Here is a 26,716-nt window from a genome sequence, read left to right as displayed (position 1 = left end):
GGTAAACAGTTTGCCTATGAAGTCCATGCCTTAAGATGTTTAGAGGTGGGTAAGATGAGAATTTTGTTGGTAGAGAACAACTCTGATCATATAGAGCTGATGCGCCTTGCCCTGAGCGGACACGATTCTACGTGGGAGGTGGAGGCGGTGGCGTTTGGGGAGGAGGCGCTTTCCCTTCTGTTGGGGGGCGAGGTGTTCGACCTTGTGTTTTTAGATTACAGCCTGCTGGGGCGGGATGGGTTGGAGGTGTTAGAGGAGATTCGGCGAGGTGAAGCTCCGCCCCCGGTGGTGGTGGTGACGGGCCGTGGGGACGAGCAGGTAGCGGTGAAGGCGATGAAGGGCGGGGCCTACGACTACGTGGTCAAGGGCGCGGGCTACCTGCAGCGGCTGCCGGTGGTTGCCCGGCGGGCCGTGGAGGCCCAGCAGTTTGCTGTGGAGCGCAAGCGGGCGGAGAAGGCACTGCAGGAGAGCGAGGAGCGTTTGCGAACGATTGTTGAGGCGAGTCTGGACGCCATCATCGCTGTGAACACCGAGGGCCGGCTCGTTCTTTTCAACGGCGCGGCCCAGGAGTTATTCCAGTATTCCGAGGAAGAAGTCTTGAATCAACCGGTCGACATCCTGCTGCGGGAGGAGATATGTAAAATCCATCAAGAAAGGTTGGAGAAGTTCTTGAAAAGGGGTGTCGGACAATGCGGTCACATCGGAAGACGAACGGAAAGGCCTTTTCGCCGTAAGGATGGCTCCCTGTTTGAGGCCGAAGTCTCCATGTCGGGGGGCCGCCTTGATGGGCTGCGCTTGGTGGTCCTTGCGATTCACGACATTACCTCCCGCAAGCGGGCTGAGGAGGAGTTGCGTGAGAGCGAGGAACGATATCGTCGTCTTGTTGAAAATGCCCCTGAGGTCATCTACAGCCTTTCCGCTGAAGATGGAACGATTACCTCACTGAATCCTGCATTTGAAAGAATTACGGGTTGGCTGCAGGCTGAATGGCTTGGTAAACCGTTCATATCCCTTGTGCATCCTGATGATTTGGGTCTCGCTGTGGAAACATTTCAGCAGGTCTTGCGCGGGGGAGGAGTCATTCAACCCTATGAACTACGTATTCTCTCGAGGTCTGGGGAGTATATTAGTGGGGAGTTTACAAGCGTCCCGAATATTGAAAAAGGAAAAGTGATGGGAGAATTTGGAATCGCACGCGACATCACTGAGCGCAAGCGTGCCGAGGAACTACTAAGGCATGAAAGACAGAGGTTCTCCGTCCTTTCTGAAAACGCACCTTTTGGAATGGCAATGATGGGTAAGGATGGGAGTTTTGTCTATAGCAACCCGAAATTTAAAGAAATACTCGGGTATGACTTGTCTGATATCCCTGATGGAAAAACATGGTTTATAAAGGCATACCCCGACCCTGTATACAGGCATACCGTTATCGCGGCATGGGCAGAAGATTTAAAGGGAGTCGGGCCAGGCGAAAAAAGATCGAGGGTATCCACCGTTACCTGCAAGGACGGAACAGAAAAGATTATTGACTTCATTCAGGTCCAAATGGAAACCGGTGTTCACATTATGACTTGCGAAGATATAACAGAGCGGAAGAGATCGGAAGAGATGCTCCGGCAAAGCAGAGAGAATTACCGCAGTATCACCGATAATGCACTGAATGGTATATATCAGACAACCAAAGATGGAAAATTTCTGATGGCCAACCCTGCTTTTTTCAATATGCTGGGCTATGCATTGTTTGAAGAGATGGCAACATCGATTAATGACATAACACACCAGCTCTATGTGAATCCTGAAGACCGTGAATATGTTAAGCGGACACTCGAAAATGAGGACATGATAAGAAGATTTGAAACACAGTTTTATAAAAAAGATGGAAGTAAAATATGGGTTTCTGTAAATATGCGAAATGTCCGTGATGCTGACGGAACATTTCTCTATTATGAAGGCATTGACGAAGACATCACCGAGCGCAAGCGTGCGGAAGCACAGCTTTATGCATCCCTTCAGGAAAAAGAAATCCTCATCAGGGAAGTCCATCACCGGGTGAAAAACAACATGCAGGTGATGTCCGGCCTTCTCGATCTCCAGGCTGCGTCAAGCGGAAATCAGGAGCTGATTGAAATGTTGAACGAGAGCCAGAGACGAATCCGGGCCATGGCGCTGGTCCATGAAAAACTCTACGATTCGAAGGATTTCACAAGAATCGATCTGGCCGGTTATACAAGAACCCTGTCACAGGACTTATTTCAAGCGTACAAAATCAATCCAGGGGAAATAGATCTGATTATCCAAATCGACAGCGATGTTTATGTGGATATTAACAAGGCGATCCCCTGTGGGTTGGTTCTGAATGAATTGATTTCCAATGCGCTTAAACACGCCTTTCCCGGAGATAAACCAGGCAAATTGGAGATCATCATCCGTGAAACGAAAAACACAGAAATCGAGATTGTCGTCCGTGATAATGGTTTGGGCGTACCTGACGATGTTGATATCCATCAACCACCCTCTGTGGGGTTGCACCTGGTGAACGGGCTGGTGATAAATCAGCTTGACGGTCAAATAGAGGTCATACGAGGCGCCGGAACAGAATTCCGGATTAAATTTCCTTTATTATTTGTTGAAAATAGGAGGGCAACATGATGAACAGTCGAAACATCATGGTAGTAGAAGACGAATGGGTCGTTTCCGATCAGATTTGCAGGGATCTGAAAGATTTAGGTTACACGGTGTGCGGGACGGCATCCACGGGAGATGAGGCCATCAGAAAGGCAGAAGCGGAAAAGCCGGATTTGATTCTGATGGATATTGTTTTGAAGGGTAAGATGGACGGGATTGAAGCTGTCGAACAGATCACTTTACAGTTCGATATCCCGGTCATTTATCTGACTTCTCACACGAATGATGGATTTATCGAACGGGCAAAACAGACAAGGCCTTTCGGTTATCTGGTTAAACCTTTTGTAAAGAAGGAACTGCATACAAATATCGAGATGGCTCTCCACAAACACGCGGCAGATAAAAGCATAAAGAGCTACCTTGACCGTCTGACAAAGTGCTTCAAGGGGACGATCGATGCCGTCATGGGAGCAATTGAATTGCGCGGACCTTATACCCCCGGTCATCACCAGCGGGTAGCGGAATTCACACGCGCAATCGCCAACGAAATGGGATTAACCGGCTTCTCGGTGGAGGGGCTATTGCTGGCAGCATATGTCTATGACATAAGCCTTGTGAATATGCCCATTGAGATCCTTCAGGATTCCGGACAGTTGACAGGACTCAATCTGACCATGTATCAAACGTACCCGCAGTTGAGTTACGACATTTTAAAAGAAGTCGATTTCCCATGGCCAATCGCCGATATTGTCCTGCAGCATCGTGAGTGTTACGATGGTTCCGGATTCCCCAAGGGGATCAAGGGGGAGGACATTCTCCTCAGAGCCAGGATCCTGGCCGTCGCCGATGCCATTGAAGATTTGACCAGCCATCGGGCTTTCCGGAATGCCTTTCCTTTAAATAAGGCTCTGAAAGAAATATCATCCAATAGCGGCTCCAAGTACGACCCCAAGGTCGTGGATGTCTGCCTTAAATTGTTTCAGGAGAAACAATTTAGTTTTGAGTGAAAATTCAGGCAGCAGGTAGCAGGGGTCAGGTAGCCGCAGGTTTTAACCTGCGCAAAGCGTGGAAGGGTAAAGGCAGGAGAAGATGGTTCACGGTTCACGGTAAAGTTCACAGTAGCCGCAGGTTTTAACCTGCGCAAAGCATAAAATAAAAATATGCCAAAAGAAAAACCTCATAGACTTTCAAAAGAACTCTACATAGGTCAAATCTCAGCCGCCTTTACTCTATGCCTGAAAGACCGGGTACAGGGTTTCATTCATTCAGATTTAGCGAATAGTTTCATTGTAATTCTTTCCTCTGTCGTATCCGAAAAAGGCTGCATCGTTCCAGTATACTGTTTTATGCCGGATCATCAGCACATTATTATAACTGGAAAAAATCATGATGCTGATGTTTTGAAGGCTGTTGTTTCATATAAACACAGAACAGGCTATTTCATGAGCAAAAACAAATTGAATATTCAATGGCAAAAGGATTACTATGACCATATTATCAGGAATGATGAGAATTTAGCAGTTCAAATAAAATATATTCTCGACAATCCGGTAAGAAAAGGGCTGGTTCAATCATGGAAAGAGTATCCATTTAAGGGTTCGATTGGATGCAGGTTAGAGGATGTGTTGGAAGTGATTATATAATATGTATCGTAAATAAAACCATAAGGCACGCAGGTTAAAACCTGCGGCTACCAAAGGCAGTGAACTGTGAACAGATTGCTTTAAGGTGAAGCGGAAAAATCCTTGCGGTGCGGAGAATGTATGCTATAATCTCCGCATGAGGTGCGGAGAATGAGTCTGTATATCCATGAAAGAGAGGATTGGCCTCGGTTCTGTTGGAATCAGGAGAGATTAGCCGGTCGGCTCTCCGACGTACGTCACAGGCAGGGGCGGCTGATCGGACGGATGGAGACGCTGGGGTTTCCCCTGCGCGCTGAAGCCGTTTTACACACCCTGACACTTGATGTCCTGAAATCCTCGGAGATCGAAGGGGAGATGCTCAATATGACACAGGTGCGCTCCTCTATTGCCCGGCGTCTTGGAATGGATATCGGAGTATCTGTGGCGGTGAGCAGAAACGTTGAGGGTGTGGTTGAGATGATACTCGATGCGACACAGAACTATGACAAACCTTTGACCATGGAAAGATTGTTCGGCTGGCATGCTTCGCTCTTTCCAACCGGATACAGCGGGATGCGCAAAATCAAGGTCGGAGCCTGGCGCGACGATGCGAAAGGGCCGATGCAGGTCGTCTCGGGTCCGATCGATCACGAGCATGTGCATTTTGAAGCTCCCGCCGCCCACCGACTGGAGAAGGAAATGACGGCCTTTCTCGACTGGTTCAACGGTAACGATGGTACGGATCTCGTCTTGCGGGCAGGTATCGGCCATCTCTGGTTCGTGACCATCCATCCTTTTGAAGACGGTAATGGGCGCATTGCGCGCGCCATCGCCGATATGACGCTGGCTCGATCAGAGCAAAGCGCACAGCGGTTCTACAGTATGTCAGCGCAGATCCTGCAGGAGCGGAATGTCTACTACAGGGTGCTGGAGGATGCACAAAAAGGAACGCTTGACATTACAGAGGGACTGGAATGGTTCCTGGACTGCCTGAACCACGCCTTTGATGATGTGGAAGTCACGCTTGCGAATGTGTTCAGGAAGGCCCGCTTCTGGCAATCTTGCTCCACCTTGTCGTTTAATGACCGCCAGCGGTTGATTCTCAACAAGTTGCCGGATAGTCTCGAAGGCAAGCTGACATCATCAAGATGGGCTAAACTGGCTAAGTGTTCACAAGACACAGCTTTGCGGGATATTCAGGATCTTGTGGAGCGTGGCGTCTTGAGAAAAGACCCCTCCGGCGGCCGCAGCACCAGTTATCACCTGATCGAGATGTGAAAAAGGCCGTGAAGCGTGTAAGCCTTAATACTGCCGAAGGCAGGACAAGGTGAATGGTGGATAGTTATGAAGACAGTGAAACCGTACATGGTACATCGTACATGGTACATAGTACATCGTACATCGAAGTACGAACGACGAATAACGAACTACGGCCTTTTAACGAACGACAAAGTAAGGGTATTAAAGTGGATAGGTTTTTAACTGACGACTATTCACTGAAGTAATAAAAAGGGGGAAATAATATGGCAACGAAGAAGACGAGTGTAAACCCGGAGTTTCTCTATGTTCCTATTGGGAATATCGTCGTGTTGGAACAGGTGCGATCGAATATCAATATTGAAGCAGACTCGTTCAAGTCACTCATACAATCGATCAAAGACAAAGGTATTTTAGAGCCTCTCCTTGTAACGGGACCGGAAGGCGACTCATACACACTCATCTGCGGGGAGAGACGTCTGGAGGCAGCCCGGCAGCTCGAACATGAATTCGTACCGGTGCGGGTCATAGAAGCAGGTAAGGAATCAGGTGAGACTATAGCCTTGCAGTTGACAGAAAACCTCCAGCGAGAAGATTTAAACCCTATGGATCAGGCCAAGGGGATATTGGCATTTGTTCAGGCGAAACACCCGGATAAGGGGTATGATGTGAATGGATTAATGAACGAGTTGATACTCTACAAGCGGAGGCCTGATGACCTGTCTGATAAAATTGCCCCAACGGTTGGGGCAATTATCGAAATCACCGGAAAGTCAATAAATACACTGTTTAACGGGCTTTCACTTTTAAAACTTTCTCCTGAGATTCAGGCGGCAGTTTCAGATGGGACACTGCCCGTTTCCCAGGGATATCTCTTTGCCGCGAACCTCGATTGCCCAGACCTCATGCAGATATTTGCCAACATAATGAAGACGCCGGTGACCAACCCCGTCCTGAATAACTTGCTTACAGCATGGAAGAAGGTCAAGCCGGCCCCAGGCAAAACGAAGCCCCTACCTATGAAGAAGCAGATTGCCAGCTTACGATCATTTGAATCACGCATTGAGATGGGCTTCGCAAAATACACAAAGCCCGACCTTGTAACACTTCTTGATGAGCTGCATGTTTTCTGTGCTTTAGTGGAACTGCGGATACCGATAGCCCCGGAACCTGCGCCGGAGAAGAAAAGGCCCCCTCAGGTGTGAGCAGGCAAGAAGAACCGAACCGGCGAGACGGCGTATCGGCGCCTGTCCACCAAGACGCTTGCTGTGAAGGTGGGAAACGGTGATTAAGGCAGTGAATAGTGAAAAAGGCAGTGAATAGTAGGTAGTAGATAGTGAATAGTGAAAAGGTAAAAGAGGCAGGTAGCCGCAGGTTTTAACCTGCGCAAAGAGTGAAGAGCGGGAAAGGCAGATAAAAAATGGAAAATAAGATTAAAAATTTCAAGGATTTGAAAATATGGCAAAAGAGTCCTGTCCCCGAACGGGGGAATGACAATGAGCTTAATAAGATGCCTTTAACTGTTCACTATTCACTGTTCACTGTTCCACAATCCGCAATGAGGAGCGAGGCAAAAAACAATGAATAGCGCAATTCACATTCTTATTGTTGAGGACGATTTTATTATCGGCGAGAGTATCAGAAACAAGATCATCAATCTGGGTTATTCGGCGCCGGCTCCGGCAACTACAGGCAGCGAGGCAATCCGTACAGCAGAAGAAACCCGACCCGACCTCATCATTATGGACATAAAACTCCAGGGACAGATGGACGGAATCGAAGCTGCAGCAAACATCCGTTCCCGGTTCGATATACCTGTTATATATCTCACGGCCCATACTGATGAGAAAACTGTAGAGCGGGCAAAACTGACAGAACCTTTTGGCTATATTGTCAAACCTTTTGAATCGCGGGAGCTCCGGACTGCCATCGTTATGGCCCTGCATAAGCACAAACTTGAGAAAAAACTTAAGGAATCTGAAGAACGTTACAGGATCGCAATAGAACATTCAAATGACGGTGTTGCCATCGTGCGTGGCGATAACCACATCTTTGTGAACAAAAGGTTTCTGGAGATTTTCGGCTATGAGCGGATGGAAGAGGTTGTCGGGAAACCCATATCACTCACAGTGCACCCCGATGATCGTAAACGTGTCATGAAGAATAACCGGGGAAGACAGAAAAACGAATCCGTACCGTCCATATATGAAATGAAAGGTATCAAAAAAAAATGGCGAGACGGTTTATATTGAGGTTTCCGCAACAAACATACCGTTCCGTGGAGAACCTGCTTCTCTTTCTTATTTAAGAGACATTACCAGCCGCAAACAAAGGAAAAAGGAGCTTGCAGAAAATACAGAAAAGATCTTTCAGGCAAAACAGGAGTGGGAATCTCTGGTTGATTCCCTCGGCGAGCTTGTTTTGCTCCTCGATGAAAAGGGATATATTATCCGTTCCAACCGGGGAGCGGAAAGCTGGAGCCTCGGACATCCCGGCGATGTGAGAGGACAGGCGCCGCATGACGTTCTCCATCCATATTGTACGAAGTTTGACTGCTACCTCAAGGGTTTCATATCAAACGGTTTAAAGGATTCAGCGGCAGGTAAACCCTCAGAATTAGAGGTAAAGGATGAGGCATTGAAGCGGTATCTCGATATACGGATAAGACCTGTCCGTACTCAGCAAAATGAAAAAAACCCGATAGACGGGAGCTTTGCTGTCCTTGTCATCCATGACATGACAGAACGCAGGCAGGCAAAGGATGCCCTAGCAGAGGCTTACGAAGAGCTGAAAGAGACCCAGCAAGAATTGATCCAGATTGAAAAACTGGCTCTTCTGGGAAAATTTTCATCGGGTATAGCCCATGAAATCAGGAATCCCCTTGCGAATATTTGTGCATCTGCCCAGTTTTGCCTCGCCAAATACGAGCTTGATGAAGAGATAAAGAAACATCTGAGGATCATGTTGAGAAACTCCGAACATGCAAATAAAATTATAAAAGACCTGATAGACCTTGCAAAACCGAGTGAGGTTTCTCTTGAGCCGGGAGACATAAGCGATTTGATAAGCAGTGTATGCGATCTTGTAAAAACACGGTGTGAAAAACAGCATATACTCTTGCATAAGAAGGTATCGAGGAGATTGCCGCATATTTTAATGGATAAAGAACGGATAGAAAAAGCGCTTCTTAATTTTATCTTAAACGCCGTTGAGGCTATGCCGAAAGGTGGGAAAATTGCCATTAACGCCTATCCGCATTTTGATAAAGATCAGGTAATTATCAGTATCCTGGATACAGGCAAGGGTATCCCGCAGGAAGATTTCGATAACATATTTCACCCCTTTTTTACCACGAAACGCACCGGCATAGGATTGGGATTATGCCTTGCGGACCAGGTAATAAGCTCTCACAAAGGAAGGCTTTCCATCAACAGCATAGTTGGGGAAGGTACAGAGATTACCATAAAACTGCCGATTTCAAGGGAAAGTTAAAAAGGATTTATGCGGATGGCAAAAATTTTAATAGTCGAAGATAACAAAGATATGCAGTTTCTCCTTTTCAATATATTGAAGAGCGCAGGGTATGAAACGCTGGTTGCCGGAGACGGTAAAAAGGCATTGAAAGAGGCAAAGAGATGGTCACCCGATCTTGTCTTGCTTGATATACGGTTACCCGATATGGACGGGATGGCGGTTCTTGAAGAGATAAAGAAGCTCAATAACGACCTTATCATTATCATGCTGACCGCTTATGGAGATATAAAAGGGGCTGTACGGGCAATGAAACTGGGCGCCTTCGAATATATCACGAAACCCTTTGATAATGACGAACTGCTCATTGCCATAAAGAGAGCCCTGCAGACACAATGCCTGAGCAGAGAAGTTCAGAGCCTGCGGAGGCAATTGGGTGAAAAAACCGCCTCAGACCTGATAGTAGAGCTTACCGGAGAAAGTCAAAGGATGAAACAGATTTTGAAGCAGATTGATATGGTTTCTCCTACAAATATGACGGTGGTGGTGCAGGGAGAAAGCGGAACAGGGAAAGATCTGGTTGCGCAACTGATACATAAAAAAAGTCAGAGGAGCGACAAGGCCTTTGTTGCCATAGATTGCGGCGCCATACCGGAATCCCTTGTTGAGAGTGAGCTCTTCGGCTATGAAAAAGGCGCTTTTACGGGTGCAGATGCCCTCAAGGAGGGTAAATTTGAACAGGCGAACGGGGGCACTCTATTTTTAGATGAGGTAACAAACCTGCCGGATTCAGCCCAGGCAAAATTATTAAGGATCTTGCAGGAGAAAAAACTCCAGCATCTGGGCGGAAAGAGGGATATAAAGGTTGATGTCCGGATTATTGCGGCCTCAAATGTTGACCTCCCCGATGCACTGAAGGCAGGGACATTCAGAAGCGACTTGTTTCACAGACTTAACGAGTTCCCTGTTGTTTTGCCCGCTTTGAGGGAAAGAAAGACGGATATTCCGTTTCTGGCAAACCGTTTTCTGGAAGAAGCCAAAAAAGAATTCAATAAAGACATAAAGGACTTTTCTCCTGAAGCAATGAAAACCTTTCTCGATTATCACTGGCCCGGGAATGTGAGGGAATTAAAAAATACGGTGAGAAGGGCGGCGCTCCTGACAGATTCAGACAAGATCACCGGTACATGCCTTGCATTGGATGCCATAACAGAACCTCATTCGGATACGGATAGCCTGTCAGAAAATATCGATATCCTGGCTGAATTGAGGAGAGGTGTCTCGCTTCATGAGATTGCACAGAAACAAATGGACAATGTTGAAAAAAATATTATCAGACAGGCGCTTGCTTTAACCGGCAGCAACAAATCAAAGGCCGCGAAAATGCTCAAAACAGACCGCATGACACTCTATGCCAGGCTGAAAAAGTTTGGGATGGAGTAATGGTCTGTAAGATATGCTCTACACTTCTGTAAGAATGTTCATACGTTTCCTCCTTATTTTCCCGCCCGCCTCTATCGTAATAACACCGTAAACGTCTGGTTACAAATTTAAATACCTCATCCTATCAAGCGGTTGGAATTCAGCTTAAAATAATTGTGTGACAATCATCACATTTGGCATAGATGATGCTTTATCAGAATGCAGGAAGCGAATGGGGAATATCTTGGTTGTAGATGATAATGAGGATATGTGCCAGGTAATATCGGACGTTCTAAGGTCAGAGGGGTATATGGTAAGAATAGCAAATGACGGCAAATCGGCGCTTAACGAACTAAAAACCGAAGCCTGTGACCTTTTGATCCTGGATTATAAACTTTTTGATATGAGCGGGCTGGATGTTTTGAAAGAAATGAGAGAAATAGCGCCTGCATTGTGCACAATCATGATCTCTGCTTACGGGAACGAATTAGTTAAGGCAAGGGCATTCGAATTAGGGGCTTATGATTTCTTCGATAAACCTTTTGATGTAAACGCCCTTCTGAAAACTGTCAAGAAGGCGTTAAGCGCAAAGGAAAGCGCAGGAGCTTGAAAAGGTCGGGTTCACCGCTCCCCTTAAAAAAAGCGGAATAAAAACGGAGGTGCTTTATGGCAGTAGAAAAAGCAATAGGTTCTTCAAGTCTGGTGGAAGTCATCGACAGAATTCTCGACAAGGGTGTAGTCGTCGATGCATGGGTAAGGGTTTCTCTGGTGGGTATTGAAATACTCGCTATCGAAGCCAGGATTGTTGTGGCATCAGTGGAAACCTATCTGAAGTATGCTGAAGCAATTGGCCTCACTGCAACGGCAGCGTAAAGGTTTCCCAAAACTCCGCTAAAGACGGCGGATAAGGGTTCCTGCCGCGTCATCCTCAAGCCTTTTCACTACAGGGTTAAAGAGTCGGAAAGCATGACACGCCAGGAACTTTCTTTAATGCAAGAGGTGGGGACGATATGGCGGATGCCTTAAATTTAAAACATGTTGCAACAGAGGAAATTATTTCTTCATACGAAGAAAGACTTCAGAGTATGAACTCCATTTTCGATAACACACAGATGGTTCTTGGTGAATTTCAGGAATCCTTTTCAAATACGAATCATGAAAGGGAAACGTTAAAAGTCCAACTCCGGGATACCCTTGCAAAGAATGAATCCCTCAGGAAAAAGGACTTTGATATTATGATGAATGCCATTCTCTTATCTCAGGACGACAGAGAAAGGGAAGTGAAGAGCCTGCTCAACAGCTACCTTACGGAACAGAGAGAGATGGCAAGGCAGTTAAAGGAAAATCTGGGAAGTTTCAAAGATGGTCTGAATAAGGATAATATCGCCAGAATCAATGAATTCCATGGGATGCTCAAAGATATCATTAGGGAGCAGGAAGAGAGAAAGGCGGAAGTTACCGGCAAGCTGAAGATGTTTCAGAAAGAACAGGGCGAGTTATCCCATACCCTTGGAGAACTTCTTTCAAAGGGGAAGGAACTCAGGATAAGGGATTTAAAAACGACGCTCAGGCAGTTTGAGGCCCAATCCAGGGAAAGGGCAGCGCGACAACGGGAAAGAAGAGAAGATGTGCAAATAATGCTCAGCGTATTCAGAGGAAAAAGACGTGAATCAGCACAGTTACAGACAGCATGAAGACAACACGATCCAGAATAAAGAGGAGGTAGTCATGGGTATAGCAATCATGGGTATAGCAAATAGTATGAAAGATTTATCGGACCGGATTATTACTTCACATAATGTGAGGATAAAGGCCCTTGGCGATCTGGTCATCGATACGAAAAAGACCTTACAGGATTTTGCGGAAGAGCGACAGAATATGAGCAGCAAGCAGGCAAAGGACCTGGCAGGTTTCGTGAATGGTCTATCCAAAAGCGTGGACGGTATGCTGAAAGGCTTTCACAGAGACCATAAAAAGATGAGCAGCGAGCAGGCAAGGAACCTGTCGGGCTTTTCAAACAATCTTGTGAAAAACACTGAAAAGATGCTCAAACAGTTTCTGAAAGACCATCAACAGATGAGCAGTGAGCAGGCTAAAAACCTCAGTGATTTTGTAGCAAAGCTTACGAATAACGTTCATGCCATGATCGAGGATTTCCACAAGGATCATCAGCACATGAGCGACGATCAGGCAAAGAACCTGTCGGATTTTGTAAACGACCTGACCAGGGATGTAAGCTCAATGGTGAACAGCTTCAGAAAAACACGGGGCGAGATGTCGACTGAGCTTAAGAACAAACTTGCCAACGACGTAAAAAATATCGAAACCTATGTGAAGAACAAACTGAAAGAATTTGAAAAATCTCACGGCAGGATGAGCGATGCCTTAAGAAAAAGTCTGGCTGCATATGCAAACGATATGGCAAGCGGGATCAGGAAACTTTTGCAGGAATACCATGCCGATATGGGACAGGCAAGAAGCGCCTGGGAAACGATATCAACACTGACAGGATTAAAAGTTGAGACCGCAGCGCCAAAGGTGGCAAAGGTGGCAAGGGTGGCAAAGGTGGCGACAGAGGTAAAGGTAATGCCTGTCAAAGAGGCAATTAAAGAGGCTGCCAAAGAAGTGGAAGAAGATGTAAAGGCAATGCCTGTCAAAGAGGCAATTAAAGAGGCTGCCAAAGAAGTGGAAGTGTCCCCTGGGATGGACCTCGAAGAGAAGGTATTGGGATTTATTAAGGGCCATCGGGAAGGTGTAAGGGTAGGCGATATGGAGACTGCACTTGGGGCAACAAGGATGAGACTGGGCATGGTAGCAAAGAAACTTTTAGACGAAGGTAAGGTCAGGAAAGAGGAAAACCTATATTTTCCACTATAAGAGAAGAAGGTCGTGAAGCATGAAAGAGATAAAGTGTGCCTTTTGTAAAGGGAAAGGAATAGACCCCTTTGACCTCCTTTCCAAACTTGCCACGTGTCAGGTCTGCGGAGGCACGGGTAAGGTCGGGGTTGTAGAGCCGGCAATTAAATGTGCCTTTTGCAAAGCTACCGGTGTCTATCCTTATACCCGGGTTACCTGCACTGTATGTAACGGCAAAGGTATGGTAACAGTTGAAGGCGCAACGGAAGAGTGTTCTGGATGTAAAGGCACCGGCACGACAAAGGATAGTGGACTTCCCTGCATTATCTGTGGAGGTAAAGGGGTAGTAATAATTCGGATGAGAGAGGAGGTTTATTATGGATGATTTTTCGGGTGGTATGAGAAATCTATCTGAAGATATTCTGGCAGGCCATAAGGATAGAAAAAACAGCATACAGGAACTGAAAGACCGGACTGATGCCATTAAAAAAGATACTGCAAGATTTCTCGATGAAACCAGAAGGCTTCATGCGGAAATGGGCAAAGACCTGAAAAAGGATTTAAAGGAAAACAGGGACAACCTTTTGAAAGATGTCAATGCAATGAGGGATGACTTCAAGAAAAGTGAAAAGGAAGTGAGGGCGGATTTGGCTGAGGCGAAAAGAATCTGGAAGGATATGAAGAACATTTTGGGAGGAAAACCGGCATGATTGAAGAAAACATGACAATATTGGAGCCGTCTGCTTTACCTGACTTTGTGGAGACAAAATTCATAAAGGATGTGAGCAACAGGGCAGTCTTCTACATAAAGGCAGGCTTTCCGGTTCATTTCAGGGGCGTTTCAGGCACCGGTAAAACTACGCTTGCCATGCACGTTGCAAGCAGGATAGGGAGACCGGTTGTGTTAATTCATGGGGATGAGGAGTTTACCACATCCAATCTTGTAGGCGGTGAATATGGCTACAGGATGAGAAAGGTGGTTGACCGTTTTCAATCAAGGGTTCTCAAGACAGAGGAAGACATGGTCAAGAGATGGGTTGATAACCGTCTTACCGTGGCATGCAAGTACGGGTTTACCCTTGTCTATGATGAATTTACGCGATCACGTCCGGAGGCGAACAATATCCTCCTGTCTATTCTGCAGGAACGGATTATGGATTTGCCGGCAGGAAGAAGTGCGGAAGGGCCATATTTGAAGGTACACCCTGATTTTACCGCACTGTTTACCAGTAACCCCGAGGAATATGCAGGCGTGCACAGAAGTCAGGACGCCCTGAGGGATAGAATGGTAACGATGGATTTAGACCACTTTGACTATGAAACGGAAATTGCCATTACCCATGCAAAATCAAAACTTCCTAAAAAGGATGTAGAAATGATAGTAAAGATCGTCCGGGGCTTAAGAGAATCGGGCAAGTGCGAATTTGCGCCGACCATTCGCGCTTGCATTATGATTGCAAAGGCCGCAAAGGTCCAGAATTTATCGCCTGCCCGTTCGAACGGGATGTTCAGCCGGATGTGCCAGGACGTGTTGTCGTCCGTTACAAGCAGGGTGGGCTCTAAAACAAATCAAAACAGGGTGAAGGAGATTGTAGAAGGTTTAGTGACAACACACAGTAACTGACAGTGTAGAATATTGTGCGAGGCGGGAGGTCATATACATGAAAGCTTTACATGAGATTGCAACAATCAAAAACATAAGAAGCATGCACTCCATCGGTGCACGGTCTATCCCGAAGGTGCAGAGGTCTCCCTATCTTGACCTTTATACACTGAAGAAAGAGAAGGACAGGCTGGAGAAAGAAACTTTCATACTGGAAAAGAAAAGGAAAATAGCGGGTCGCTTATTGAGCGATATAAATAAGTTGATTGCGGGATTGCAGGAAGAGATACGGGGAGACGGCGAAATAAAGACCGTTAAGCATACAAAGGCGAACCCTTTGAGGACGATGTCGGTCAGATATTAGTGAAGACAGTGAAACCGTACATCGTACATCGTACATAGTACATAGTACATCGAAGTACGAACGACGAACGACGAAGTACGGATTTTAACGAACGACTAACGACTGAATCTGAAGGAAGGAGAACATTATGGCAGACGAAAAGAAAGGCAGTAAAAAAGGCGACGATGCATTTAATATTGATTTCGGGATAGGAGATCTGAAACTGGGTGGCTTGTTTAAGGGTATTGAGAAGCTGGTGGACCTGGCGTCTGAACTGGAAAAGGCAGGCGGCGAGATAAATAAAAGGGGCGAAATAGATTTAAGCAACCTGAAAGACGGTATGAAGGGCGTCTTCGGATTTTCTATAAAAACGGCAACAGGGGGAAGACCGGTTGTTGAACATTTCGGCAACATTAAAAAAACCCCTCGTGGCGCAAAAGTCGAGGAAGAAAGGGAACCCATCACCGATATTTTTGATGAAAAAGATGAGATCCGGGTATATGCGGAAATGCCTGGCGTGAATGAGAACGATATAAAGATTGACCTTAAGGGGGATATACTGAACATTTCTGCAAAAAGCGGAGACAGAAAATATCGCAAGGAAATGCTACTGCCGGCTGAGGGAAAGAACAAGGCGTTCACCTCTTCTTTTAAAAATGGTATGCTGGAGATCAAAATAAAGAAATGATGGGGATTCTTGATGGGACTGACCGGACTGAACGATGCCTCTTTGAAACTGATTCTTTTTGGCGGTAAGGGCGGTGTCGGAAAAACAACCTGCGCTGCAAGTGCCGGTCTCTATTTATCAGAAACATTCAAAACATTAATTATCTCTACCGATCCTGCCCATTCCCTTTCGGACAGTCTGGGGCAAAAGATTGGCGATGGCATTGAAGATATTAAAGGCGTAAAAAACCTCAGTGCAATCGAAATAAGCGCAAAAAAGGCCTTCTCGGCCTTCAAAGCAAAATACGAAAAAGAAATTAAGAAAATTATTGATACCTCTACCTATTTAGACCCGGAAGATGTTGAATCGGTCTTTGCCCTTCCCATCCCCGGCATAGATGAGGTCATGGGGCTGAAAACAATAATAGACCTGATAGAAGAAGGGAGATTCGACAAGTTTGTTGTCGATACAGCGCCTACTGGTCATGCATTGAGGCTTTTAACCCTGCCTGATATGCTGGATGACTGGATCAAGGTCATGGCAAAGATGCGATGGAAATACCGCTATGTGGCAACAACCTTCGGCGGTAAATACAAGCCTGATGAAGGCGATGATTTTCTTGTGGAAATGAAAAAGACCGTCACCAGGATACACAGTCTCTTCAAAAACGGTAAGCGATGCGAATTCATTGTTGTTACAATCCCGGAGGACATGGCTGTTCAGGAAACACAGAGGATGATAGGCGACCTGAATGCATACGGGATAAAGGTGAAACAATTAGTGATTAATAATGTAGTGCCGGAGAACGACCATTGTGAATTCTGCAGAGAGAAAAGAAAGGGGCAGGAAACATATATCGAATATTTAAGAAAAAAAACGGGCGATATCCGGATTACAGTTACCCCGCTGAACCCGCTGGAAGTAAAGGGCATTGATGCACTGGAACACTTTAAGGAATTGCTGATTCAATCCCCCCTCGACACAACCCCCTCCAAATCCTCGCCTGCCTCCCCAAACCGGGGAGGCCTCCAGGCGAGGGAAGGCAACCCTTCAGAACATTTGAAAAAAGATCGGAGAAACGATGAAAAAGAAAAACAAAGAGGTAATTATGGCTTTTAAGGTAAAGGAGGCGCTGCCGAAGGATGTCGGAAGGGCTATTGTCCGGATTGACCCCGATGACATGAAAATGCTCGCTTTGGATGTAGGCGATATCGTGGAGATTGAAGGGAAAAGAAAGACCCCTGTGAAGCTGATGCCCTGTTATGTTGAAGAGAGAGGGAAAAGGCTTATCCAGATGGACGGTATTACAAGGGAGAATGCAAAGGTCGGGATAGACGAGAAGGTAAACATCCGGAAGGCAAACCACAAACTTGCGACAAGGATCACGCTTTCTCCGCTGACGCTTTCAGGCCTGCCCCAAAAAGACAGGGATGCCAGATATATCGGTACACTTATTGAGGGTTTGCCGGTAATCACAGGAGACAGGGTAAGGGTTACCCTTTTTGGTTCCCGGTCAAGCGATTTCAAGGTTCTCACCACGAACCCCGATGGTGTGGTAGTGATAAACCCGGGAACACAGATAATAATAGAATCGAAAGAGACAGGGGAGCAGAAAACTACAAAAATTTCCTATGAAGACATCGGAGGACTCGGGTATCAGATTCAAAGGATCAGGGAGATGATTGAACTGCCCCTGAAATACCCGCAGATATTCGAGAGACTCGGGATTGACCCGCCAAAGGGCGTACTGCTCTATGGGCCTCCCGGAACAGGGAAGACATTGATCGCCCGGTCCGTGGCGAACGAGACTGAAGCCTACTTTACAAGCATCAGCGGGCCGGAAATTATGGGTAAATTTTACGGGGAAAGCGAAGGGCGTCTGAGGGGCATATTTGACGATGCCCAAAAGCACACCCCTGCCATAATCTTCATTGACGAGATCGATGCCATTGCGCCGAAAAGGGAAGACATGGGCGGAGAGAAACAGGTTGAACGGCGGGTTGTCGCCCAACTCCTGTCGCTTCTGGATGGTTTACAGTCGCGGGGTCAGGTGATTGTCATCGGGGCAACAAATATTCCCAATACCCTTGATCCGGCTTTAAGAAGGCCGGGAAGATTTGACAGAGAAATATTAATCCCCATCCCCGATAAAAACGGGAGATTGCATATATTACAGATTCATACAAGGGGCATGCCTTTATCAGGGGAAACACGTCAGGGAAGCGATGCAGCATCCAACGGGGTCGATCTGGAAAAATTGGCCGAGATTACCCATGGCTTCGTAGGCGCAGACCTCGAGGCGCTGGCAAGGGAGGCGGCCATGTCTGCGCTCCGGAAGATTTTACCGAAGATTGATTTTGAAATGGATGAAATCCCTTACGAAACACTCCTGAAGCTGGAAGTAACGATGGATGACTTCTACGACGCCATGAAAGAGGTTGAGCCCTCTGCCATACGGGAGGTGTTCGTTGAGGTGCCGGATGTAAGGTGGAATGACGTGGGAGGCCTCGATGACATTAAGCAGGAATTAAAGGAAGCGGTAGAATGGCCTATAAAATATGCCGATGTCTTTAAGACAGCCGGCACACACCCGCCAAAAGGGATTCTCCTTCATGGAGCCCCCGGTACAGGAAAGACCCTGCTTGCAAAGGCGGTTGCAAGCGAGACAAAAGTCAATTTTATCTCCATAAAGGGGCCCAGTCTCATGTCAAAATTTGTCGGTGAAAGCGAGAAGGGTGTCCGTGAAGTATTCAAAACGGCAAAACAGGCTTCACCGTCAATCATATTTTTTGATGAGATCGACGCCATCGTTCCAAGAAGGGGTTCGGGAATCGGGGAGTCCGGCGTGACGGAACGGGTCGTAAGCCAATTTCTGGCCGAGATGGACGGCATTGAAGAACTTAAGGGAGTGGTAGTGCTTGCTGCCACCAACCGGGTGGATATGATTGACCCTGCACTCCTGAGGGGTGGAAGATTCGATCTTGTCATTGAGCTGCCCTTCCCCGACGAAGACGCACGTTTTGCCATATTTGGAATCCACACCAAAGACAAACCTCTCGCTAAGGATGTGAATTTACGTGAATTGGCAAAGGAAGCTGGCGATCTGGCCGGGTCTGATATAGAGTTTTTATGCCGGAAGGCCTCTATGCTGGCAATAAGAGAATATATAAATCAGGGTTCAAGGGGTCGAGGGGTCGAGGGTAAAGGGCAGGAGACAGGAGACAGTGGTCAGGGATTGAAAATATTAAAGAGGCATTTCGAGGAGGCGTTACAATTGGTGCAAAAGCAGAAGGAAACACAGGGGTCAGCCCTTGACATTTGACAAGAAGCCATTGTCAAATGTCAAGGGCTGACCCCATACTCCCGGGGCAGGATGATATATGAGCAATACAGGTAAATACATATACGGCGTAATGAATACCGGATCCCATGCAGCAGGTTCCGGCCTGTTGACCTCAAACGACATTTACACCGTCCCCTATATGAATGTCTCTGCGGTAGTAAGCAACTCCGGAATAATTGATTATACAAATCTGCCGGGCGATGCGGCAGCGCGACACCTTATTCAGCATCAACTGGTGATTGAGAAGGTAATGCAGGAATTTACCATCATCCCTATGAGGCTGGGGACGTATGTTCTCAATGAAGACGAGGTGATGCAAGTCCTTACTAAGGGACACCGGATGTTTAAAGAGATTTTTGAAAAGATTGAAGGCAGGATAGAGATTGATGTTGTAGCCACCTGGGTTGATCTGAATATTGTCATCAAAGAGGTATCCGAACAAGAAGAGGTAAAGGCATTGAAACAATCCCTCCTCAATAAGAAGGAAAGTATAACAGTCGATGATCAGATAAAAATGGGTATGCTCATCAAAAGTAATTTGAATAAGAAAAAGGATGAATACGCCCATGTCATAAAGGACTCATTAAAAGGCCTGTGCCGGAACATGAAAGAATATACAATGCCGGACGATATGACGATTCTCAATGCAGCCTTTTTTATTGATAATGGCATGCGCATTCCTTTTGAAGAAAGGCTGGATGAGTTAAACAACGATTTCGGCGGAAAGGTCCATTTCAAGTATATTGGCCCCCTCCCTCCCTACAACTTTTATGTCCTTGAAATAAAAAAGCTGCAATTCGAAGAGATTAACCGGGCAAGGGAAATACTGGCGCTCGATGACGTTGCAACAAAAGAAGATATTAAAAAGGCTTACAAATATGCGGCAGTTAAATATCATCCTGATAAACAATCCGATACACAATCCGATACACAGAAGGTAGAAGCAGAAATGGAATATGATGAAATCACAAAGGCATACAGGCTGCTCTCTGTATATTGTCAGCAAGAAAGCTGTTCTATGAAAGAAGAAGACTTTGCAGGGAATTCAATAATTATAAGGATAAAGGAATAATAATGGAACAGGAAGGAAAATACATATACTGCATTATAGGCACACAGCAGGACAGAGATTTCGGTCCTATCGGCATCGGGGGCAGAGGCGATAAGGTGAGCACTATCGGTGCTGATGACCTTGCAATGGTAATCAGCAGTCACCCGTTAACGAAACTTGTGGTCAACCGGGAAAATATCCTGGCCCATGAAAAGGTTATTGAAGAGGTGATGAAAGAATATGCTGTTTTGCCGGTGAGGTTCTGTACTATTGCCTCAAACACCGATGAGATACGTAGCCTCCTGTTCAAGAGGTACAGGGAATTCAAAAATCTGCTAAGGGACATGGATCACAAAGTGGAACTCGGGGTTAAGGGGTTGTGGAAGGATATGGACGGTATCTTTAAGGAGATTGCAGAGGAAGATAAAGAGATCAAAAGAATAAAGAGAAGGCTGAAAGGGGATGCAGAACAAAAGGATATACAGGCAAAGGTAGGGCTGGGCAAACTCGTTGAGGCTGCCTTGAAGAACAAAAAGGATGGAGAAGCGGAAAAGATTGTTGACGCCTTAAAGGCCTCAGCCTTTGATTATAAGCTGAGCAACACCATAGGGGACGAGATGTTTATCAATGCCTCATTTTTAGTAAGCAAGGGAAGGGAAAAGGAATTTGACAACATTATGGAGGAGTTAGGCGAAACGCACAAAGACAGGATGAAGTTTCTGTATGTGGGACCCCTACCCCCTTATAATTTTGTCAATATCACCATCTATCAGGAAGAGTGGGAGAAATGAAGGCAGTGAATAGTCGTTAGTGAATAGTGAATAGTAAAAAAGGCAGGTAGCCGCAGGCTTTAGCCTGCGCAAAGCGTGAGCGGAGGGTAAGATAAGGTAATGGAAGAAGGCATATACATATACTGCATAATCGAGTCAAAGGGACCTCTGTCGTTTGGCGCCATAGGCATCGGCGGCAGGGGTGACGATGTATACACCCTGTCCTTTCAAGATCTCGGGGCTGTAGTGAGCAAATCGCCTGTCAAAAAATATCCTGTTGCCCGTGAGAATCTGATTCCCCATGAACGGGTCATCGAAGAGGTAATGGAAGCCCACACGGTTTTGCCGGTCAGGTTCTGCACGATTGCAAAGGATGAAGAGAAGGTGAAAAAGATCCTTGAAAAGGAATACGACAGTTTTAAGGCATTATTGGAGAGCCTGGAGAACAAGAAAGAGCTTGGAATCAAGGCCATCTTTAAGGAAGATGCGGTTTACAGGCATATCCTCGAACAAAACGACGAAATCAGGAAGCTCAAGGATAAATTAACGGGTTTGCCTCCTGAAAAGACGCACTATCAGCGTATGGAAATAGGAAAGATGGTCGAGGTTGCTCTTCAGGAGGAGCGGGAATCATGCAAGGATTCCATCTTGAGCCTGTTGTCTCCTCTGGCAATAGAAACAAAAACAAATCCGGCATACGGTGAGATGATGATACTCAATGCCGCATTTCTTGTACACGAGAAGGATGAATCCATGTTTGATACAAGGGTCAACGAGCTTGCAGAGTCAAGAGGCGATATGGTCAGGTTCAAATACGTGGGAAAGATACCCCCCTTTAATTTTGTGAATCTGACGATCAGGACGGAGGAGTATTGAAAACAGGGTTCCAGGGTTCAAGGGGTCAAGGGTAAAGGACAGGAGACAGGTAATAACAGGGGCCAAGGAATTTTTGCTCGAACCCTCGACCCCTTGACCCCTCGAACCCTGGAACCCTAAAGAAGAAGGGATACGATGTTTATTGTAGATGACATAGTTCTTTCACCGTTAAAAGGTCTTATCTGGCTGAGCGAGAAGATCAACGATATGGTTCAAAGAGAGATGTCGGATGAGGGGCTTATAAAAGAACGGCTCATGGAATTGCAGTTACGCTTTGAACTGGATGAGATAGATGAAGAGGCATATACGAGACAGGAAAAGGAACTTCTTGAACGGTTAGATGCAATTCACGGAGAGGAAGATGCGACCCCGACTTACCGTGGGACGTAGGACGTACAGTCAACACCCACTTCGTGGGTACCCGGCTCCTTCGGACGTAGGATGTTAAGGCATTTACGTCCAAGCAAAGCGGACGTCCAAGCGAACAGGGTGAGCGGACATCCCACGTTCATACGGAAGTAAAAGGAGGTGTAACACATGGCAAATATAGATGAAGCTGCCCGGGCGATGAGTGAGTTTTTGAAAAGGACGCTTTCGGTGGAGGACGCCAAGGCTATAAGAATTGCAAAGACACCCGGCGGATGGGAAGGAGAAATCGAAGTCTATGAAGAAAGCTCATTCATTAAATCTATCGGACTGTCAACAAAGGTGAAGGATCGCAATATCTATAAGATTGAGGTGGATGAAAATCTGGAAGTCCAGTCATACGAAAGGATGAAGGCAAAAGAGGCAGGCTGAAGGCAAGGAAGGCAGTGAACAGTGAATGGTGAATAGCCATGAAAACAGTGAATAGTGAATAGTATATAGTGAATAGTAAGGGCAAAACTAACGACTATTCACTAACGACTAACGACTGATTTTAGACGACTATTCACTGGAAAACAGAGAGGGAGTAAGTGAAAAAAATGAATGGGTTATACCTTTACTGCATAAGAGAAAAAACCGAAGACACTTCGGGATTCCACACAAGGGGCATTGATGGAAAAAGAGAGGTATTTACCATCATTCACCGCGAACTGGAGGCCGTTATCAGCAGGGTTTCCTTATTAAAATTTACATCCGAAGAAATACAGAAGAAAGCCGTAGAGGACCTTAATTGGATTAAGGAAAAGGCCGTGATCCATGAAGACGTTATCGAAGAAGCCATGAGAGGGGCCAACGGGTTTGTGAATGTGATTCCCATGAGATTCGGCATCATTTTTAAGGATAAGACAGGACTGAAAGAAACCCTTGACAGGGACCATGCAAAGATGAGGCGGCTGTTGAATAAGATTCGGGGGAAACAGGAATGGAGTGCGAAGATATACCTCATGGATAGTGAAAGGTTTGAATTGATGGTTAAAGAAAAAAATGAAGACATACGGTTGAAAGAGCAGGAAATGGCTTCAATGCCGGAAGGCATGGCCTATTTTATGGAAGAAGAGTTGAAAGAGACTATTCGCAATGAAGCAAACAAAGAGTTGGACGCCATGTTAGATAACCTCTTCGGAAAACTGGGGGAAGAAGCAGCAGAATCAGTAAAAACAAAGATTCTTGACAGGGAGATGACAGGCAAAACAGAAAGAATGGTCCTCAATGCAGCCTTTTTAGTCCACGCAGATAAGGTTGATTCATTCAGGAAAGCGCTTGAGGGCATAGATGAGGACCTTAAAGCAAAAGGACTCCACCTTGAATACAGCGGCCCCTGGCCCCCTTTTAATTTTACAAACGGAGGTAACCCTTGACAGCATGTTGCACAAACACTTCAGGTTGTCCAAATCTCGCTTCCGCTCTCACGCTCCGGGCGGTTAGGAGCGATAGGGCATGATAAATAAACGTGATAAGGTGACGCTGGTTGATGTGCTGGACAAAGTCCTGGAAAAAGGGGCGGTGATCAACGGCGACATGGTGATAAGGGTAGCCGATGTAGACCTTGTGTTTCTGGGGTTGAGGCTTATCCTCACCTCAGTTTCCAAGGCTGAGGAGTTGTCCGGGAGAAGCCCCGGTAGCCCCGAAAGGGAATTGACCGAAGAAGACAGGGCTTATATCGAGAAATTACAGAAAGAGATAAAAAAGGCTGAAGAAAATATCCCCAGGCTTATAAACGCAGACAGTCCAAGGGAAACAGAGCAGGGCCTGGCAAAGCTCATTTTAACTATTGTCGAGTTGATAAGAAAGCTTATGGAGAAGGAGGCATTTAGACGGGTAAAGAAAGGGTCGCTTTCTCCGGTAGAGATTCAAAAGCTCGGATTAAGCCTGAAGGCGGTAAAGAAGAAGATGCAGGAAATCCAGGCAATCTTTGGTATTGAAGATGAGGAACTGAACCTGAACCTCGGCCCGTTGGGAGATTTGATGTGAGAAAACCAGTGAATAGTTACGAAAACAGTGAAACCGTACATCGTACATAGTACATCGTACATCGAAGTACGAAGTACGAACGACGAACGACGAACGACGATGTACGAAGGAGAATATTATGGCTGAACAGATGATGCATGCAACACAGGCTACCAATCTTGCCGATATACTGGAGAGGGTGCTGGACAAAGGGATTGTTATTGCGGGGGACATCCAGATAAGGATTGCCGACATTGAACTTTTAACCATCAAGATAAGGCTGCTCATCGCATCTGTTGATAAGGCGATGGAGATGGGGATCAACTGGTGGCAGCAGGACCCTTATTTATCTGACGGTAAAAAGGCAAAAGCTGTTGAGGATGAGACAAAAGAATTGAAAAAGAGGATTAAGCGATTGGAAGTAAGGGTGAAATAAGGCGGTTAAGGCAGTGAATAGTGAATAGTTATGAAGACAGTGAAACCGTACATAGTACATAGTACATCGTACATCGAAGTACGAAGTACGAACGACGAACGACGAAGTTAGGGTATTAAAGTGGATAGGTTTTTAACTGACTACTATTCACTAACGACTATTCACTATATACGGGTTTAAGGAGTTATGCGCACTTTATTATACGTTCCCATTATCCATACAGAGGCGGATCTCGGTTCCGTGGGCGAGGATATGGCAAAAAGAGGGCTCAGGGAATTCGGGGAAATACTCTGGAAAAGGCACCAGGAAACAGTCCTTGGTTTCTGGGATGCTATAGCCGGCCATTTTGATTCCATTGGGGTGGCAGGTTTTAAGGTATACCAGGACGGCATGGTGGCCGACGGAAAATTAGGAATGACAATAGTGCAGGAAGCCGTTAAGACAGGCAGCCGGAATTATCAGATTGTCTCGGAACTCATCCGGAAAGGCGCTATCCTTGTAAAGACAGAAGATTTCAACCTTGTGAAAAAGGAGCGTGACTGGATTCTTAAGATAACGCAGGCAAAAAGCCGGGCGCAAAAGCTCGATGCAGCCATGAAGTATAAGCTCGCCAAAAACAATCTTTTAGATAAAAGGGACAAGTTTATTGCGAAACAGATAAACGATACGCTTCAGGAAGGGGAAAACGGTATCCTGTTTATCGGTGCATTTCATAACGTAAGGAAGTGGCTCCAAAAAGACATTGCTGTTAAGGAGGTTAAAGATATAAACAAGGTCAAGGAATATCAGAAACTGCTGCCGTTTTACCGCAGCAACAAGGAAAAGGTTAAAAGGTTGAGGATGTATCTGATGGAAAGGTTGTCCGGTTCTTGCGTATAACATATTTTGCATGTAGTGAAGGCCACAATGAGAAATGTAATTATCATCTATGGAATTCTGTTTATCTTTCTTCCTGCTTTAAGGGCAGGCACAGCGACGTATTATAATCCGATCAACAATGCTCTCATCAAGGCAATCATCAAAGTGGAAAGTTCCGGAAACCCGAAGGCCATATCCAGGGAGGGCGCATGGGGGTTGATGCAGGTGCGTCATGCAGTATGGGAAAAGGAATTAAAAAAGGCAGGCATTATAAGGCATAAACAGGAGCTGTTCAACCCCGAGAAAAATATTCTGGCCGGTAAGTATATACTCACCAAGTATTATGGTCAGACAGGCTGTCTTAAGAAAACGTTAAAAAAATATTCGGGAAATGAGAAAAGGTATTTTGAGAAGGTAATGACCGTATACCAGGGGCAGATGGACGTTAGTCGTTGGTTCCCTTTTTACTGGCATACACCCTTATTCTTACTTCTTAATTCTACACAGCCGACAGCTAACAAAGAGGTATTTCATGGGAATTTCACTTCGGACACTGATTATTGAAGATTCTGAAGATGATACACTACTTATTGTCCACCAACTCGAACGCGCCGGTTACAAGCTGACCTATGAACGGGTGGGAACCGCCGATGCCATGCACGAGGCCCTTGAGAGAGAGACATGGGACATCGTCATATCCGATTATAATATGCCTCATTTCAATGGTCTTGAAGCGCTCAAGCTGTACAAAGAGAAAGGGCTGGATATCCCCTTTATCATTGTTTCAGGCACTATCGGCGAGGAGATTGCAGTGGAAACAATGGTATCGGGTGCCCATGATTACGTGATGAAAAACAATCTCACCCGCCTTGTTCCTGCCATTCAAAGAGAACTCAGGGAGGCGGAGTTAAGAAGAGAGCACAAGCTTGCAAAACAAGAACTCCTCCTCACCGACATACGACAGGAAGCACTCCTGAAACTTTACCAGATGGCAGATACCCCTCTGGACACGATTACCGGTTTTGTTGTGGAGGAGTGCCTGAAAATGACCGGGAGCGAGATAGCGTTTATCGGCTATATAAATGAAGACGAGACCATCATGCATACCCACCTGTGGTCCAAAAAGGCGATGAAGCAGTG

At 46.1% G+C, this 26,716-nt stretch carries 30 protein-coding genes; all 30 read left to right on the top strand.

Annotated features, from left to right (window positions below):
* Positions 1–54 precede the first annotated feature (54 nt).
* Positions 55–2,649 carry a PAS domain S-box protein gene (locus NTX75_06600; protein MCX5815901.1) on the top strand — a complete coding sequence of 865 codons (2,595 nt, stop codon included), beginning with the start codon at positions 55–57 and terminating at the stop codon, positions 2,647–2,649.
* Complete coding sequence (locus NTX75_06595; protein ID MCX5815900.1) at positions 2,646–3,632, top strand: response regulator; 987 nt, start codon at positions 2,646–2,648, stop codon at positions 3,630–3,632. The genes NTX75_06600 and NTX75_06595 overlap by 4 nt, the downstream gene beginning before the upstream one ends.
* A 153-nt stretch (positions 3,633–3,785) precedes the next feature.
* Positions 3,786–4,268 (top strand): transposase, encoded by a 483-nt coding sequence (locus NTX75_06590; protein ID MCX5815899.1) that lies wholly within the window; start codon positions 3,786–3,788, stop codon positions 4,266–4,268.
* A 150-nt stretch (positions 4,269–4,418) separates the two neighbouring features.
* Positions 4,419–5,525, top strand: coding sequence for a Fic family protein (locus tag NTX75_06585; GenBank protein MCX5815898.1), 1,107 nt, complete (start codon positions 4,419–4,421; stop codon positions 5,523–5,525).
* A gap of 245 nt (positions 5,526–5,770) precedes the next feature.
* Positions 5,771–6,709 (top strand): ParB/RepB/Spo0J family partition protein, encoded by a 939-nt coding sequence (locus NTX75_06580; GenBank protein ID MCX5815897.1) that lies wholly within the window; start codon positions 5,771–5,773, stop codon positions 6,707–6,709.
* Between the two features lie 375 nt (positions 6,710–7,084).
* Positions 7,085–7,756, top strand: a complete 672-nt coding sequence (locus NTX75_06575; GenBank protein ID MCX5815896.1) for a response regulator — start codon at positions 7,085–7,087, stop codon at positions 7,754–7,756.
* A 169-nt stretch (positions 7,757–7,925) separates the two neighbouring features.
* Positions 7,926–8,996: an ATP-binding protein gene (locus NTX75_06570; GenBank protein MCX5815895.1), complete on the top strand. Its 1,071-nt coding sequence runs from the start codon at positions 7,926–7,928 to the stop codon at positions 8,994–8,996.
* A gap of 15 nt (positions 8,997–9,011) precedes the next feature.
* Positions 9,012–10,418: a sigma-54 dependent transcriptional regulator gene (locus NTX75_06565; GenBank protein MCX5815894.1), complete on the top strand. Its 1,407-nt coding sequence runs from the start codon at positions 9,012–9,014 to the stop codon at positions 10,416–10,418.
* Between the two features lie 211 nt (positions 10,419–10,629).
* Positions 10,630–11,007 carry a response regulator gene (locus NTX75_06560; protein ID MCX5815893.1) on the top strand — a complete coding sequence of 126 codons (378 nt, stop codon included), beginning with the start codon at positions 10,630–10,632 and terminating at the stop codon, positions 11,005–11,007.
* A 56-nt stretch (positions 11,008–11,063) separates the two neighbouring features.
* Positions 11,064–11,270 (top strand): gas vesicle structural protein GvpA, encoded by a 207-nt coding sequence (gene gvpA / locus NTX75_06555; protein ID MCX5815892.1) that lies wholly within the window; start codon positions 11,064–11,066, stop codon positions 11,268–11,270.
* A 137-nt stretch (positions 11,271–11,407) separates the two neighbouring features.
* The gene (locus tag NTX75_06550; GenBank protein ID MCX5815891.1) at positions 11,408–12,091 is read left to right on the top strand and encodes a hypothetical protein; all 684 of its coding nucleotides are present in this window, start codon (positions 11,408–11,410) and stop codon (positions 12,089–12,091) included.
* Positions 12,063–13,274, top strand: coding sequence for a hypothetical protein (locus tag NTX75_06545; GenBank protein ID MCX5815890.1), 1,212 nt, complete (start codon positions 12,063–12,065; stop codon positions 13,272–13,274). The genes NTX75_06550 and NTX75_06545 overlap by 29 nt, the downstream gene beginning before the upstream one ends.
* Before the next feature lie 19 nt (positions 13,275–13,293).
* Positions 13,294–13,638, top strand: coding sequence for a hypothetical protein (locus tag NTX75_06540; GenBank protein ID MCX5815889.1), 345 nt, complete (start codon positions 13,294–13,296; stop codon positions 13,636–13,638).
* Positions 13,631–13,963: a hypothetical protein gene (locus NTX75_06535; protein ID MCX5815888.1), complete on the top strand. Its 333-nt coding sequence runs from the start codon at positions 13,631–13,633 to the stop codon at positions 13,961–13,963. Before NTX75_06540 ends, NTX75_06535 begins: the two co-directional genes overlap by 8 nt.
* A complete protein-coding gene (gene gvpN, locus NTX75_06530; protein ID MCX5815887.1) occupies positions 13,960–14,877 on the top strand; it encodes a gas vesicle protein GvpN in 918 nt (305 codons plus the stop codon). Before NTX75_06535 ends, gvpN begins: the two co-directional genes overlap by 4 nt.
* A 37-nt stretch (positions 14,878–14,914) precedes the next feature.
* Positions 14,915–15,220, top strand: coding sequence for a hypothetical protein (locus NTX75_06525; GenBank protein ID MCX5815886.1), 306 nt, complete (start codon positions 14,915–14,917; stop codon positions 15,218–15,220).
* 127 nt (positions 15,221–15,347) lie between these two features.
* A complete protein-coding gene (locus NTX75_06520) occupies positions 15,348–15,887 on the top strand; it encodes an Hsp20/alpha crystallin family protein (GenBank protein MCX5815885.1) in 540 nt (179 codons plus the stop codon).
* Between the two features lie 12 nt (positions 15,888–15,899).
* On the top strand, positions 15,900–16,985 hold the full coding sequence (locus tag NTX75_06515) for an ArsA family ATPase (GenBank protein ID MCX5815884.1): 1,086 nt from the start codon (positions 15,900–15,902) through the stop codon (positions 16,983–16,985).
* The gene (locus NTX75_06510; protein ID MCX5815883.1) at positions 16,948–19,188 is read left to right on the top strand and encodes a CDC48 family AAA ATPase; all 2,241 of its coding nucleotides are present in this window, start codon (positions 16,948–16,950) and stop codon (positions 19,186–19,188) included. Before NTX75_06515 ends, NTX75_06510 begins: the two co-directional genes overlap by 38 nt.
* Positions 19,189–19,246: 58 nt before the next feature.
* Positions 19,247–20,281: a GvpL/GvpF family gas vesicle protein gene (locus tag NTX75_06505; GenBank protein MCX5815882.1), complete on the top strand. Its 1,035-nt coding sequence runs from the start codon at positions 19,247–19,249 to the stop codon at positions 20,279–20,281.
* A gap of 2 nt (positions 20,282–20,283) precedes the next feature.
* A complete protein-coding gene (locus NTX75_06500) occupies positions 20,284–21,051 on the top strand; it encodes a GvpL/GvpF family gas vesicle protein (protein MCX5815881.1) in 768 nt (255 codons plus the stop codon).
* 99 nt (positions 21,052–21,150) lie between these two features.
* Complete coding sequence (locus tag NTX75_06495) at positions 21,151–21,906, top strand: GvpL/GvpF family gas vesicle protein (protein ID MCX5815880.1); 756 nt, start codon at positions 21,151–21,153, stop codon at positions 21,904–21,906.
* A gap of 135 nt (positions 21,907–22,041) precedes the next feature.
* Entirely contained in the window at positions 22,042–22,296 is a 255-nt protein-coding gene (locus tag NTX75_06490) for a gas vesicle protein GvpG (protein ID MCX5815879.1), read from the top strand.
* 147 nt (positions 22,297–22,443) lie between these two features.
* Positions 22,444–22,704 (top strand): hypothetical protein, encoded by a 261-nt coding sequence (locus NTX75_06485; GenBank protein ID MCX5815878.1) that lies wholly within the window; start codon positions 22,444–22,446, stop codon positions 22,702–22,704.
* A gap of 167 nt (positions 22,705–22,871) precedes the next feature.
* Positions 22,872–23,690, top strand: a complete 819-nt coding sequence (locus NTX75_06480) for a GvpL/GvpF family gas vesicle protein (protein MCX5815877.1) — start codon at positions 22,872–22,874, stop codon at positions 23,688–23,690.
* Positions 23,691–23,769: 79 nt separating this feature from the next.
* Positions 23,770–24,303 (top strand): gas vesicle protein K, encoded by a 534-nt coding sequence (locus NTX75_06475; protein ID MCX5815876.1) that lies wholly within the window; start codon positions 23,770–23,772, stop codon positions 24,301–24,303.
* Positions 24,304–24,421: 118 nt separating this feature from the next.
* A complete protein-coding gene (locus NTX75_06470; GenBank protein ID MCX5815875.1) occupies positions 24,422–24,718 on the top strand; it encodes a gas vesicle protein in 297 nt (98 codons plus the stop codon).
* A gap of 186 nt (positions 24,719–24,904) precedes the next feature.
* Entirely contained in the window at positions 24,905–25,597 is a 693-nt protein-coding gene (locus tag NTX75_06465; GenBank protein ID MCX5815874.1) for a hypothetical protein, read from the top strand.
* 27 nt (positions 25,598–25,624) lie between these two features.
* Positions 25,625–26,140, top strand: a complete 516-nt coding sequence (locus NTX75_06460) for a lytic transglycosylase domain-containing protein (GenBank protein MCX5815873.1) — start codon at positions 25,625–25,627, stop codon at positions 26,138–26,140.
* Positions 26,109–26,716: response regulator (locus NTX75_06455; GenBank protein MCX5815872.1), on the top strand; the 608-nt coding region annotated here is incomplete at its 3' end. The genes NTX75_06460 and NTX75_06455, both read left to right, overlap by 32 nt.

The organism is Pseudomonadota bacterium (assembly GCA_026388315.1).
Lineage (GTDB): Bacteria > Desulfobacterota > Syntrophorhabdia > Syntrophorhabdales > Syntrophorhabdaceae > MWEV01.
The sequence above is the reverse complement of the archived record's forward strand: the minus strand, read 5'-3'. Positions and strand labels throughout refer to the sequence as shown.